The organism is Pedobacter nototheniae (assembly GCF_032678625.1).
Classification (GTDB): Bacteria; Bacteroidota; Bacteroidia; order Sphingobacteriales; family Sphingobacteriaceae; genus Pedobacter; species Pedobacter nototheniae_A.
The window spans coordinates 820,009-832,418 of record NZ_JAVTSO010000001.1 but is presented as its reverse complement, the minus strand read 5'-3'; the positions used below and the strand labels follow the sequence as shown (position 1 = coordinate 832,418).

At 36.8% G+C, this 12,410-nt stretch carries 15 protein-coding genes; 4 read left to right on the top strand and 11 right to left on the bottom strand.

Annotated elements, in window-relative coordinates:
• Positions 1-96: 96 nt before the first annotated feature.
• Positions 97-384 (top strand): hypothetical protein, encoded by a 288-nt coding sequence (locus tag R2Q77_RS03830; protein ID WP_316802379.1) that lies wholly within the window; start codon positions 97-99, stop codon positions 382-384.
• Between the two features lie 79 nt (positions 385-463).
• On the opposite strand, the gene R2Q77_RS03825 is transcribed toward R2Q77_RS03830, so the two are convergent.
• The 5 genes from R2Q77_RS03825 to R2Q77_RS03805 form a co-directional block, all read right to left on the bottom strand.
• Complete coding sequence (locus R2Q77_RS03825; protein WP_316802378.1) at positions 464-712, bottom strand: DUF6952 family protein; 249 nt, start codon at positions 710-712, stop codon at positions 464-466.
• The gene (locus R2Q77_RS03820; RefSeq protein WP_316802377.1) at positions 712-1,020 is read right to left on the bottom strand and encodes a thioredoxin family protein; all 309 of its coding nucleotides are present in this window, start codon (positions 1,018-1,020) and stop codon (positions 712-714) included. Before R2Q77_RS03820 ends, R2Q77_RS03825 begins: the two co-directional genes overlap by 1 nt.
• 14 nt (positions 1,021-1,034) lie before the next feature.
• Positions 1,035-1,667, bottom strand: coding sequence for a peroxiredoxin (locus R2Q77_RS03815; protein WP_316802376.1), 633 nt, complete (start codon positions 1,665-1,667; stop codon positions 1,035-1,037).
• A 388-nt stretch (positions 1,668-2,055) separates the two neighbouring features.
• Entirely contained in the window at positions 2,056-4,428 is a 2,373-nt protein-coding gene (locus R2Q77_RS03810) for a S9 family peptidase (RefSeq protein ID WP_316802375.1), read from the bottom strand.
• A gap of 123 nt (positions 4,429-4,551) precedes the next feature.
• Positions 4,552-5,730, bottom strand: a complete 1,179-nt coding sequence (locus R2Q77_RS03805; protein ID WP_316802374.1) for a hypothetical protein — start codon at positions 5,728-5,730, stop codon at positions 4,552-4,554.
• Positions 5,731-5,886: 156 nt separating this feature from the next.
• Between R2Q77_RS03805 and R2Q77_RS03800 the strand changes: the two genes are divergently transcribed.
• Genes R2Q77_RS03800 through R2Q77_RS03790 form a run of 3 tightly spaced genes read left to right on the top strand, consistent with a single transcriptional unit; the run spans position 5,887 to position 8,322 of the window.
• A complete protein-coding gene (locus R2Q77_RS03800; RefSeq protein ID WP_316802373.1) occupies positions 5,887-7,284 on the top strand; it encodes an aldehyde dehydrogenase family protein in 1,398 nt (465 codons plus the stop codon).
• Positions 7,285-7,330: 46 nt separating this feature from the next.
• Entirely contained in the window at positions 7,331-7,855 is a 525-nt protein-coding gene (locus R2Q77_RS03795; RefSeq protein ID WP_316802372.1) for a YfiT family bacillithiol transferase, read from the top strand.
• A gap of 35 nt (positions 7,856-7,890) precedes the next feature.
• Positions 7,891-8,322 (top strand): DUF6265 family protein, encoded by a 432-nt coding sequence (locus tag R2Q77_RS03790; protein WP_316802371.1) that lies wholly within the window; start codon positions 7,891-7,893, stop codon positions 8,320-8,322.
• A 10-nt stretch (positions 8,323-8,332) separates the two neighbouring features.
• On the opposite strand, the gene ygiD is transcribed toward R2Q77_RS03790, so the two are convergent.
• From ygiD to R2Q77_RS03760, 6 genes are all read right to left on the bottom strand, one after another.
• Positions 8,333-9,157: a 4,5-DOPA dioxygenase extradiol gene (gene ygiD / locus R2Q77_RS03785; RefSeq protein WP_316802370.1), complete on the bottom strand. Its 825-nt coding sequence runs from the start codon at positions 9,155-9,157 to the stop codon at positions 8,333-8,335.
• Positions 9,158-9,238: 81 nt separating this feature from the next.
• Complete coding sequence (locus R2Q77_RS03780; RefSeq protein ID WP_316802369.1) at positions 9,239-9,811, bottom strand: YceI family protein; 573 nt, start codon at positions 9,809-9,811, stop codon at positions 9,239-9,241.
• A gap of 118 nt (positions 9,812-9,929) precedes the next feature.
• The gene (locus tag R2Q77_RS03775; RefSeq protein WP_316802368.1) at positions 9,930-10,490 is read right to left on the bottom strand and encodes an AraC family transcriptional regulator; all 561 of its coding nucleotides are present in this window, start codon (positions 10,488-10,490) and stop codon (positions 9,930-9,932) included.
• On the bottom strand, positions 10,490-10,993 hold the full coding sequence (locus R2Q77_RS03770; protein WP_316802367.1) for a DUF3347 domain-containing protein: 504 nt from the start codon (positions 10,991-10,993) through the stop codon (positions 10,490-10,492). Before R2Q77_RS03770 ends, R2Q77_RS03775 begins: the two co-directional genes overlap by 1 nt.
• 7 nt (positions 10,994-11,000) lie before the next feature.
• Complete coding sequence (locus R2Q77_RS03765) at positions 11,001-11,816, bottom strand: hypothetical protein (protein ID WP_316802366.1); 816 nt, start codon at positions 11,814-11,816, stop codon at positions 11,001-11,003.
• Entirely contained in the window at positions 11,816-12,352 is a 537-nt protein-coding gene (locus tag R2Q77_RS03760) for a heavy-metal-associated domain-containing protein (RefSeq protein WP_316802365.1), read from the bottom strand. Before R2Q77_RS03760 ends, R2Q77_RS03765 begins: the two co-directional genes overlap by 1 nt.
• Positions 12,353-12,410 lie beyond the last annotated feature (58 nt).

The window sequence follows — 12,410 nt, the reverse complement described above, 5'->3', positions numbered from 1 at the left end:
ATGGCCTGTTTTTAAATTAAGGCCAAAAAATCATATATTCAATTATTAGATAGCTAACCAAAAACAGAAATGAAAGCTCAATTTAAAATTAAATTTATGGCAGCAACAACACTGTTGCTCGTGTTTATTGCCGATATGATTTGGTGGTTTAAGGTAGCCAATAGAAACACATCTTTTGAAAGTACACAAAGTGATTACTTATCTGTATTTCCTAGTTTTTTACAAAGCCCGGTGTTATTAACGCTTATTGCACTTGTTTTTTTGCTTTTAGCTGGACTTTTGTACCTGCAAACAAGGAAAGCGGCTAAACTAAAAATTATCTCTACAATAGGCTTTAGCCTAAGCTTTACCTTAGCATTTTGGCAATTATTTAGCTTAATGTAATATTAATCAAAAAGAAAGCCCTCACAAACTTACATTTGTGAGGGCCTTATCTTAATAAAATGGATTCGTTGTAAGATGATTATCTGTCAATAGACCCCATCACTTTTTGCCCGAATGCGTTAAGTGCATCTTTCTCCACAGCGCCATCTTTTACCATTTGGTGTACTTCAAGTGCACCGCAAATATTGGTAATCATTTCGCCTGCTACATCAAGCTCGTGTTCACTTACGCCTCTAAATTCGCAAAAAGCCTCTAAAACCTCTAAAGTTGTTTCAAGTTGTTCAGGAGTGGTATTTTGGAATAATTGTCTTATTACTGGAATCTTCATTACTTTATCTTATTAAATAATTCTACTAAACCTTCTGCTTTGTTGGTTTGTACCTGATCTACCAAAGATCCGCCATCAAAGGCTGCAAATGTTGGCAAGTTATCAACGTTGGCAAATTTGCGGGAGTTTGGGAATTTTTCAGCATCAACAATTAAGAAAGCAACATCTTCATTTTCTGAGGCCAATTTCTTAAACTTAGGCTTCATGATCCTGCAGTTACCACACCAGGATGCAGCATACTGAACCATTACCTTGCTGTTATCGGCCAGATATTGTTGAAGATTATCTTCTGTTAATTCTAAAAACATACTATTTTGTTTAATTAGTTAGCGGCTAAATATTCAGCTACTCCAGTTCTGTTTGCGTTCATTGCTTCTTTTCCTTCTTCCCAGTTTGCAGGACAAACTTCGCCATGTTTTTGAACGTGGGCATAAGCATCAATTAAACGTAAATATTCTTTAACATTTCTGCCAAGCGGCATATCGTTTACACTTTCGTGGAAAACTTTACCAGTTTCATCAATTAAATAAGTTGCTCTGAAAGAAACATTTGAACCTGTAAATACTTCATTTCCTTCTTCATCGTATTCAACTTCCTGATCAAGAATACCTAAAATGTTAGATAAATGTCTGTGTGTATCTGCTAAAATAGGATAAGTAACACCTTCAATACCACCATTATCTTTTGGCGTGTTTAACCATGCAAAGTGAACTTCGTTTGTATCGCATGATGCACCAATAACAATTGTATTTCTTTTTTCGAAATCAGGTAAGGCTGCTTGGAAAGCATGTAATTCAGTAGGGCAAACGAAAGTAAAATCTTTTGGATACCAGAATAATAATACTTTACTGTTTTTATTTACAGCTTCTTCAAATACATTGATTTTCAAGTCATCACCCATATCTGACATTGCATCAATACTAACACTCGGGAATTTTTTACCTACTATTGCCATAATTTTTTGTCTTTAATTTTGTGCCACAAAGGTAAGGCTAAAACAGGTGTCAATCAACCCCATTTTATTAATTGTTGATTGTTAATATTGATATCAATATAGATAAAAACTATAATCAATATAGAATGTATAAGATTTCGTTATTTTACATATTTGAACAGGAAGGAATGTAGTTTCTGGCTTATTTAGCCCTGCTGTTTGCAAAAATATTTTTTAGTAAGTTTATGTCATGCTGATGGATGCAGCATCCCCTTAATCGGTTGCAGATGCTTCGTTCCTCAGCATGACCGCTTACTAATGGATGCAGCGTTCGGAAGAAGACAGTTTGATGGTTACAGCCCTTCAGTTAAAATAAAAACCCTCCTGATTTTTTCAGGAGGGTTTCTGTTTATTTTTTAAGCGTATTTTCATACAGTTTAAAAATCCGTTTGTATTCATCAGTCCAGCTGCTTGGCTCCACAAAACCGTGATCCTCTACCGGGTAAACGGCCAGTTCCCAATTGTTTTTTCCAAGTTCAATAAAACGTTGTGTTATTCTTACAATGTCCTGGAAATGAACATTTACATCAACCATTCCGTGTGCCATTAATAAATTTCCTTTCAGTTTATCAGCAAAATTAATAGGAGAACTTTGTTTATATGCGATAGGATCGTTAAAAGGCTCGTTTAAAATGTTGGATGTATAACCGTGGTTGTAATGCGCCCAGTCGGTAACCGATCTTAGTGCTGCACCGCTTGCAAAAACATCCGATTCGTTAAACATAGCCATTAGCGTAATAAATCCACCATAAGAACCGCCGTATAGGCCAACGTGCTTAGGGTTAACGCCATATTTCTCTACTAAAAGTTTTACGCCATCTACCTGGTCTGTTAAATCTTTTCCGCCCATGTGACGGTAAATTCCGGTGCGGTGGTCGCGGCCATAACCCGAACTCCCGGTATAATCAATATCAATTACCGTATAACCATTATCTGCAAGCAGATTGTTAAACATATATTCACGGAAATACTGGCTCCAGCCATAGTGCACATTTTGAAGATAACCTGCGCCATGAACAAAAACTACAGCAGGATGGTTAGGGTCAGGGTTTTCTGATTTATAAATTCTTGCGTACACATCTGCACCATAGCGGTTTTTAAAATTCACCAAATCTGGCTGACGCCACTTGTATGAATTAAACTCAGCTGAAGTTGATTGCGTAATTTTTATGGCCTTTGCCCCGGGTTTATTGGCTTGTAAATATAATTCCCAGGGTTTATCCATAAATGAGTAGTTAATGGCAATCCATTTTTCATCGGGAGAAAGGGTAATCTCATTTAGGCCCTTCATGGTGGTAATTTGTACAGGCTCCCCTCCGTTTACACCAATTTTAAAGAAATTGGTTATTCCCGGATGCTCCTTATTCGCCGTAAAATAAAAGATGCTTTTATCTTTCGAGAGCTTTAATGTTTGCACTTCCCATTTGCCCGAAGTTAATTGTTTCTGATCTCCGGTTAACAGGTTGGCCACATATAAATGAGAATAACCTGTAGCCTCGCTCTGGTAGTAAAAATGATCGTTATCTATCCAGCCTGTATTCCCTGCATAATAACCGCCAATTCCAGGTCCTGCAATCCAGGCTTCATCACGCTGCCGGTTAACTAAAGAAAATTTACCTGTAGAGGCATCAAGCTTTAAAATCCAGCGGTCTTTATTATCTGTAGAAACAGCAACCACAATTGCTGTGCTTCCATTTTCATTCCAAAGCGGGCCGAAAAGATTTACATTTCGATCTTCATTTTTCTTTTTAGCTTCTTCGAGCGCTTTAGGGTAATCTTTTAAATAATCAGGTAAATCTTTAATTCCAGGAATGGAAGCCGTTTGAATGGCATAAACAGTGTCTTTTTGTGTGTCGTAAATAAAGCTTTGCGAAGTGCTTTCGTTTTCACCAACCTTTGCCCGTCCCGGAATATCTTCTGTATAGCCAGATGAAGTAACATAATTTGGTACAATGGTGTTGTGGTTGTTCTGTGCCGGAACGGTAAGTTTATACGTAATAAAATGCCCGTCAGGACTAATGGTCTGTCCGTTTAAAAACTTTTCTTCAGTATAAATTTCTTTTAAAGATTTCGTGTCAGTAGAAAAACGACCTCTTCCATTTCTGGGTTTATCTTTACTTTCGGCGTTTCTTTTTTTAATGATGTCAAATAAATCCGTTTGTTCGGCTTTAAGCCATTTATCCTGCTCAGAAATTTTTGCATCTGCTTTAGTTGCTTTTTTCCCTTTAACAAAATTGGTTAGCTGCCTGGAGGCAGCAGATTGAAGATTAATTTCATAAAGATTGTCTTCTTTTTGAAAAACAATGTGGCCATTGGCTAAAAAAACAGGGTTGCTTTCGCGCTCCATCGTATTGGTTAAACGGGTTTCTTCATTGTTTTTAAAGTTTTGAAGATAAATATCTCCGTTTTTTTCAACTAAACCGAGTGTATTTCCTTTGTTGTAAACGTAGTTTAAGCTCAGTCGTTTTTCATCTTCTTTATCAGCCGCTTTAACTGGCTTTGTAGTAGAGATTGAAACTTTATACAGTTCCTCTTTAGGCTTATTTTCGGGATTCCAGTTGAAGTATAGGGTTTTGCTATCTGCAGTCCATCGATAATTGCCTGGTGCTGCGCCCATCCATTTTGGGTCGCGCATAATTTTGTCAACTGTTAGCGGGGCAATTTGTTGCGCAAAAGCATATTTGCCCGAACAAAGCAAAAGGAAAAGTAAATATTTCTTCATGAAATTAAGTTTGAATACCGCAATTTAGATAAAGCGTAAACCAATTTCATAAGGAAATGGAAATGTTACAACGTGCTTATTGCAGATTTAAAGGTTCCCGGAAGGCTCAATCGCGTTTAGCTGCTATCGGATAATTCGACCGGTTTTATCTACATTGATAACATCAAATGGTTTTAAATAATCATTGATCACCACTGAAAATTCGCGACGCGTTAGTACGCTTTTTAAGTCGTACTTAGAATTGAATTTATAGGTTTTATTCCACTTTTTTTCAAGTTCATTTTTAGTCGCACCCACTGATTTATTGCCAACATAACAAACCATAGAAATTACATTCTCTAAATCGATGGGCACATTTTGATGGTCATCGAACCAAATCTGAGCTTTGTAATAATAGTCTTTTAGCGGTTGTTTAATTTCATCATATTTAACGTGCTGCGATGGATTAAAATAAGTGGATCCATTTTTTAATTCAGCCTTAATAATTCCTGTAACGCCTATTTTTTGTATGGCAAGCCAGTTTGAATCTGTGGTTTCAACATCTTCAAAAGGCAGTAGTGGAAGTTTATAGCTTAATAATTTGCCTTGAATGGTTTTTAGTGCCGACTCACTTGTTTTTTTTGTATAAAATGCAGCGGCAGTTGCTCCTGCAGCTTGTCCGATTTCTAAATTGCCGGCCGGAATAAAAATTAAATTTCCCTGGTCTTCGGGAATTAAATTATATAAAGAAAGAAATTGCCCGCTGTTATTTATTCCAGCAATAGTTGTGCGGTATAAATCCTGATTGTAATTTAAAGCACTGCTTTCGGCAGGTTTTAAAGCTTGAATTTTTAAAGCGGAAATCGTTTTTTCAGCATCATCGGCAAGAATTAAAACCTTGGCTTTAATGTTTTTGTCTTTGGTAAGTTTAACGTCCCAGCCATTTCCCGAACGCTTAATTTCCTGGAAAGCAATGTTATTAATAATCTTAAAAAGCCTGGCGCTGTCTATGGTCTCTTTTTCACCTTTTTTCTTTTTTGAAGGTTTTTGCTCTTCGTCAGGTAAACTCATTGAGGCAATATTTTTAATCTGAATAATCAAATACATTTTTTTGACCACAGCGGGCTTTCCTTCACCTATTTTTTTAAGGTCGAAAGGTTCCTTTTGTGTTAAAATAATGGTTTTAGCACCTGAACGGGATGCTTGTAAGCCCGCAGAATAGGCGGCATCACCGTTGCCTAAAACCAGTACATCTGTTTTAATGGTTTGTGCATTTATAATAAAAGGAATGAATAATGCTAAAACAGAAAACAATTTCTTCATTTTCGGGATTTAAAATTAACCGCAATATGCTTTAAATGAATGAATTTTTAATGAAATGATTTCAATTTAACTAAATTTAGCTCACATCTAAGGCAAGGCGGGCTAAGTTTATCGAAACAGCTGAGTGCGTTTCGAAAGTTTAAAAGCAACAAAAAAATGAAAGAAAAAGTAAAAGAAATTTTTGTTCAGCAGCAGAAATATAAATTCGAGCTGCGTAAAACGGACGCCAAGACCCGCATTTTAAAACTTAAAAAACTTAAACAGGCGCTGGAAAGTTTTGAGGAAGAAATTTATGCCGCGCTGCAAAAAGATTTACGCAAAAGTCGTTTCGAAACGGCTGTAACGGAACTGTTTTTTACTTATGCGGAAATAGATCATGCGGTTAAAAAATTGAGTAGCTGGATGAAACCTAAATCAGCGGGTAAAACATTAAGCAATTTTTTTGCCGGGAATAAAATTTACTATGAGCCTAAGGGCGTGTGTTTGATTATTGCACCATGGAATTACCCCTTGCAGTTAATTATGAGCCCGTTGATCTCGGCGATAGCAGCAGGAAATTGTGCAATTTTAAAGCCATCTGAATTAAGTACAGCCACAGCAGGCATAATCAACAAATTAATTTCTAAAACATTTAATGCTCAGGAAATAGCTTGTTTTGAAGGAGATGCTGATGTATCTACAGCTTTGTTGGCACTCCCATTTGACCATATATTTTTTACCGGGAGTACCGCAATAGGAAAAGTGGTTATGGAGGCTGCGGCCAAAAATTTAACTTCTGTTACCTTAGAACTTGGAGGCAAATCGCCCGTGATTGTGGATGATACCACTGACCTTAAAAAAGCAGCTGAAAAAATTGCATGGGGCAAGCTGGTAAATGCCGGGCAAACCTGTATTGCACCCGATTATGTCTTAATTGACAAAAAACTGGAAGCAAATTTTGTCAGTTATTATAAAACAGCAACGGAAAACATGTTTTTCGAAAATGGGGCAATTAATAAAGCAACTTACGGAAAAATAATTAATGAAAAGCAGTTTGAACGATTGAGGGGATTATTAAAAAACGCTGTAAAAGATGGTGCAAAACTAATTTTTGGGGGAGAAGTCAATGAACAGGATTTGACCATAAGTCCTACAGTTTTAACTGACGTTGATGCTCAAAACCCAATTATGCAGGAAGAAATTTTTGGTCCGGTATTGCCAATTGTTAATTATAAAAATTTACAGGAAGCGATAGATTTTATTAATGCGAAAGATAAGCCACTGGCTCTTTATATTTTTAGTGATAATACTAAAAACAAGGAAAAAATAATAAAGGAAACCAGTGCGGGCGGAACTTGTGTTAACGATGTTTTAGTTCACATTAGTAATCCTAACTTGCCTTTTGGCGGTATAAACAGCAGTGGCATGGGCAGTTGCCATGGAATATTTGGCTTTAAAACTTTCTCTCACGAGCGATCTGTCGTTTTTCAATCTAAATTGGGACTAACAAAAATGATTTATCCACCTTATCAGGAAAAACAAGGTTTATTAAAATGGTTAAAGAAATTGATGTAAAAATTAATTCTGACCGAATGTGCTGTAAAAGTGCTATTTTGGTTTTATGGATTTAGAAAAACTTAAATACCCAGTTGGACAATTTTCAATGCCTGAAATTTTTGATGTTCAGCAGGCTGAAACTTGGATTTCTGAGATAGAGGCTTTACCCAGGCAGATAAAACAGGCTACTGAAAACTTGAGTGAAGAGGAGTTAAACCTTACTTATCGCCCCGGCGGCTGGACATTAAGACAGGTTGTACACCATTTGCCTGATAGCCACATGAATGCGTACATCCGTTTCAAACAAGCCATAACAGAAGAGGTACCCATTATAAGGCCATATTATGAAGAACGCTGGGCAGAAACAGCAGAGGCAAAAAACGGTGATATTAAGTTGTCGGTTATTTTATTGGAAAGTTTGCACCAGAGGTGGGTTGCTTTTCTTAAAACGATAAAGACTGAGGATTATCAACGTAAATATATTCATCCTTTAATTGGAAAAGAACTCACTTTAGCCAATATGTTAGGCACCTATGCCTGGCATGGAAAACACCATCTCGCACATATTACCAACGCAATAGAGAAATGAAAATTTTAAACCTATTTTTATTATTGACTTTTTGCATGAGTTTAGGGGTCGCAGCCCAAGGTCGTTTACCTAAAACGTTTAGCTTTCTGCTGGGCGCATGGGAGATGCAGATGTCTAAAGGGAAAATTATTGAGCGGTGGAGCATAAATCCTGATAAAAGTTTTAAAGGAGAAAGTTGTAGGGTAAATGCGCAAGGCGATAGCTTGTTAACTGAAACGCTTCTGATAAAAAAGAGCGGTAATGACGTTTTTTATTGCTCTACTGTTAAAGCACAAAACGATGGTAAGGAAGTTTGCTTTAAGTTAATTTCTACTAAAAATAATACTTTTGTGTTTGAAAACTTAACGCACGATTTTCCTCAAAGAATTATTTACCAGAATCAGGGCAAAGAAAATTTACTGGCCTGGATAGAAGGGACAAAAAATGGGCAGAATAGAAAATCAACGTTTAAATATAAAAGGAATTAATCCTGCTATTTTAGCCAACTAAAACGGAGGTCATGGTTAATGAGCCGCCCACTGCTTTATCATTAAAAAAAGATAATTCCTCTTGATCATTTTTTAATCCTAATGTATAAATCAGGGGTAAATAGTGTTCAGGTGTTGGGATAGCAAGCATGGCTTCTGAACCAAGGCTTCGGTAATTAATCAATGGTTTATGGTCGCCGTTTGCAATGAGACTTTTAAATTTATCATTCATTTCCATTGCCCAGTCGTAACCACCACCATTTATCATTTCCCAGCTCAACATGCGTAAATTATGCACCATATTACCACTGCCCAAAACTAATATTCCTTTTTTGCGCAGGGCATAAATTTCTTTGGCTATTTCATAATGTTGCTCAGGAGATTTTGTATAGTCAATGCTTAGTTGCAAAACGGGAATTTGAGCTTCAGGATATATGTGACGAACAACGGTCCATGCACCATGGTCCAAGCCCCAGTCGTGATCCAAACCCACAGGTGTAGAATGAATTAGCCCCGGAATTTCTGCAGCCAATTCGGGATTGCCGGGTGCTGGATATTGAACATCAAAAAGTTGTTGCGGAAACCCGCCAAAATCGTGAATGGTGGAAGGGAAATCCATGGCGGTAACAAAAGTTCCGTGTGTATACCAGTGCGCAGAAACAACAAGCACTGCTTTAGGAACCGGGATATTTTTTGCCAAATCAGCCCAACTCTTACTAAACTCATTTACCTCAATGCCATTCATGGGCGAACCATGGCCAATAAAAAGCGTTGGCATTAAATCTGTTTGGGCTAAGCCCTGGGTAAAATTTCTGAATTGAGATTGTGCTGACATATTTTTTCCACGCCATGCTGAACTTGCCGAATAGATTTTTAGCTATTCGACAAGCTCAATGTGACAGATTTTAGATTAATATTATTTTGCCTGAACAAATTCCAGGTTTAATTTTATTGTAACATCTTTAGCAACACCAGCACCGGTAGGATCATATTTAATGTTATAATCCAAACGGTTAATGGTTGTTGTTGCACCAAAGCCGGCTTTGGTGTTGCCCTGCTGATCTTTAGCGGTACCACCATAAACTACTGTAAATTTTACTTCTTTGGTAACATCGCGAATGGTTAATTTGCCACTCAATTCGTAATTATTTCCGCTTAATTTTTTAAAAGAAGTGCTTTCAAACGTCATGGCAGGGAATTTTTCTGCATTGAAAAAATCATCTGTTTTTAAATGGCCATCTCTCATATCCACACCTGTAGTAATGCTGTTTACGTCAACTGTAAAATTGATTTTAGCATCTGTTAAATCAGGTTTAGAAGCTGAAATTGTGCCATCAAATTTTTTGAATGAACCGTCAACAAAAGAAATTCCCATGTGTTTAACAGAGAAATTAACAAACGAATGCATAGGATCTATTTTCCAGCTTGTTTGCGCAAAGGACGCTACACTTATTGAGGTAGCGATTAGAAATAAGAATAATTTTTTCATAGTAATTTTTTTTAAAAGAAGCCTGATATAGAGTTTCTTAGTGTTTAACAATATAAAGCAAAATTACTATAGAACCAATGGTTTAAGTATTGATGTATGGTAAGAAAAATAAACAGCACTAAACTTTGTCGAGTGTCTTACGAAGATCTTTTGAAGACAATTTGTAAGCCGATGGAGTAGTGCCGGTAACCTTTTTAAATTGTGCAGAAAGGTGTGCAACGCTACTGTAATTGAGTTGGTATGCAATCTGGCTCAGTGTAAGCTCTCCGTAACTCAGCATTTCTTTTGCCTTTTCAATTTTTTGAGCTATAAAATACTTTTCAATGGTTTGGTTTTCGACCTCCGAGAACACAGTGCTTATGTGATTGTATTCAGCATTCAGCTGGTCGCTTAAATAAGCAGATAAATTAACTTTTAAAGTATCTTCGTTATAATGAACCAGGTTAATAATGAGTGTTTTAATCTGCTCTGCCAGTTGCGTTTTCTTATCTTCAAGCAGGTCAAAACCCATTGGGTTTAAGCTTTTTGCAATTCTATCTTTGTTATCAGGGCTTATTGGTTCCGCAAATGTAACTTCACCCAGCTCAACCGATAGGGGTTTAAGGCCGAGCTTTTCAAGCTCCGCCTTAACCACCATTTTACACCGGTCACATACCATATTTTTGATATGTATTTTCATTAGTTCGCTTTTATCGTTTCACTAACATCACCACATTCAAACATCATTTTTCCGTAGTAAGGATTTTCTATGTTTTCTTTTTCATTTAGCCAACTCGCTTTTGCCATCGGGCAATGCTGTACATAAACCGTTTCAGTGTTAAACTTTACGGCTTTTAAAGTTTTAATCATGGCGTAAGAAATGTTCTCGAACGATTTTCTTTGGGCTTTAATATCCTTTGATGCCGAAAGGGTTTTAGCATTGGTTTTAATAATGGCAGCCTGTTCCATCCAGGTTTTATGTGCCGCATCAGATATATCTGTATGCGGAACGGCCTCTACTTTAGCCAATAAAACTTTCGATTTTTCAATTGCTAAATCTTTTTTATCTGTTGCTAAAGCATTTTTTACATCATAATATGCCGTTAATACTTGATTAAATGCCAGGTCGGTTTTACTTTGTGCGAAACTGAATTTTGTTGAGAAGATGGTTACGAAAGCCATCATAAATATTATTTTTTTCATTTTGATTTTATTTTAAAACATTAAAAAAGTTAAATTCTGCACGGATCATGTACATGTTTTTGGTGTACCGGTCTTCTAAATTTCCAGCCGCCTGAAAACGGTATCCCAAATCAATTCGTGTTGTACTGTTTAAGATCACCTGAACCGCGGGTGCCAGATCCAGATAGGATTTTCCGCTTTGAGGGTCTGTTTTGCCCAACAATTCAAGATAAACATTAAAATTGGGTTGTTTATAATCTTTGTAAACCACAGGCAATACCAGGTAACCGGAAGATAAGCTATATGAAAGCATATTTTTTGGTTCGGGCATACCTGCAACCTGTCTTTCGTTGTTTTGAAAGGCATGGGCATAACCCAAAGTTGCAGATAAAGCAAGCTTATGTAAAAGCTGTGTGAAAATAAAACCACCCTGCAAGCCACTGTTGTCGCCCTCCAGGTTTATATCCCTTGTATAGGTAGGCCGTTTGCTGGTGCTGATTCGTCCGAATGCTGCTGCCCTGAAATGACTTTGGGCCTCATCCATGGAAATAAACCTGTATTTAGCATACAAACTTCCACCCTCAAGCCTATAATTTCCGTCCATGTCAGATAGAAAAGCCTGTGCATGCATCATCAGGTTTTTGTTAAAGCCAATCATTACCTCAGGAATGGTACGACTCACAAATCCGGGGTTGTTAAACATGCCTTCGTTAGTAATCCTTACCCCAATTGATTTTGAGGGCATATTACTGGCCGGCTCCGTAAAAACATATAATTCCTGACTAAAGGCAGTTGTAATGGTACCGATCATAACCAGTACCACTACGCATAGTTTTTTCATCATTAAGAAATGCTTAAATGATAAATCCGGGTTTTTTTACCGTTTACAATACCCGTACCGCTGCTGTAAGCATCAGAATTAACCGCCGAAGCTTGTTTTTTAAATTGAGAACCTGAGATAAAATCTTTATCGATAACGGTTGCTTTTACAATGCCATTTAAAGTTTTGTTTTTTGCATTTACAAAACGATAAACGTTGCCATCAACAATAGCCTGTCCTTTATCATCAACTTTTACCTGGTCGAAATTAAAATCGGCAGTTAAATTACCAACAGAAAAACCCGCATCCTGTACTTTTTTTCTTACCTGGTCAAGGCTAATGTCAGCACCTTTTTTAAAGGTTAAAACAAAGATGTTTTTATTTAAATCTGCCTTAATTGATCCGATGAAATTAAGGGTTTTTAAAGATTTTTCTGTTGCGTTAGAGCACATGGAGCAAGTTAAGCCCGTTACCTGTAAATCCGCTGTAGAAATTTGTTGTGCCGATATTTTCGCGGCAAAAAAGAGCATAATAATGCTGAATATTTTAATTGCTTTCATGATTTTTTTGAATTAGAATAATGGATGAACTATTGTGGTGCTTAATCAACGCCTGAAT

Coding starts and splice junctions, on each gene's coding strand:
- R2Q77_RS03830 (WP_316802379.1), top strand. CDS start 97: ATGGCAGCAACAACACTGTTGCTCGTGTTTATTGCCGATATGATTTGG.
- R2Q77_RS03825 (WP_316802378.1), bottom strand. CDS start 712: ATGAAGATTCCAGTAATAAGACAATTATTCCAAAATACCACTCCTGAA.
- R2Q77_RS03820 (WP_316802377.1), bottom strand. CDS start 1,020: ATGTTTTTAGAATTAACAGAAGATAATCTTCAACAATATCTGGCCGAT.
- R2Q77_RS03815 (WP_316802376.1), bottom strand. CDS start 1,667: ATGGCAATAGTAGGTAAAAAATTCCCGAGTGTTAGTATTGATGCAATG.
- R2Q77_RS03810 (WP_316802375.1), bottom strand. CDS start 4,428: ATGAAGAAATATTTACTTTTCCTTTTGCTTTGTTCGGGCAAATATGCT.
- R2Q77_RS03805 (WP_316802374.1), bottom strand. CDS start 5,730: ATGAAGAAATTGTTTTCTGTTTTAGCATTATTCATTCCTTTTATTATA.
- R2Q77_RS03800 (WP_316802373.1), top strand. CDS start 5,887: ATGAAAGAAAAAGTAAAAGAAATTTTTGTTCAGCAGCAGAAATATAAA.
- R2Q77_RS03795 (WP_316802372.1), top strand. CDS start 7,331: ATGGATTTAGAAAAACTTAAATACCCAGTTGGACAATTTTCAATGCCT.
- R2Q77_RS03790 (WP_316802371.1), top strand. CDS start 7,891: ATGAGTTTAGGGGTCGCAGCCCAAGGTCGTTTACCTAAAACGTTTAGC.
- ygiD (WP_316802370.1), bottom strand. CDS start 9,157: ATGTCAGCACAATCTCAATTCAGAAATTTTACCCAGGGCTTAGCCCAA.
- R2Q77_RS03780 (WP_316802369.1), bottom strand. CDS start 9,811: ATGAAAAAATTATTCTTATTTCTAATCGCTACCTCAATAAGTGTAGCG.
- R2Q77_RS03775 (WP_316802368.1), bottom strand. CDS start 10,490: ATGAAAATACATATCAAAAATATGGTATGTGACCGGTGTAAAATGGTG.
- R2Q77_RS03770 (WP_316802367.1), bottom strand. CDS start 10,993: ATGAAAAAAATAATATTTATGATGGCTTTCGTAACCATCTTCTCAACA.
- R2Q77_RS03765 (WP_316802366.1), bottom strand. CDS start 11,816: ATGATGAAAAAACTATGCGTAGTGGTACTGGTTATGATCGGTACCATT.
- R2Q77_RS03760 (WP_316802365.1), bottom strand. CDS start 12,352: ATGAAAGCAATTAAAATATTCAGCATTATTATGCTCTTTTTTGCCGCG.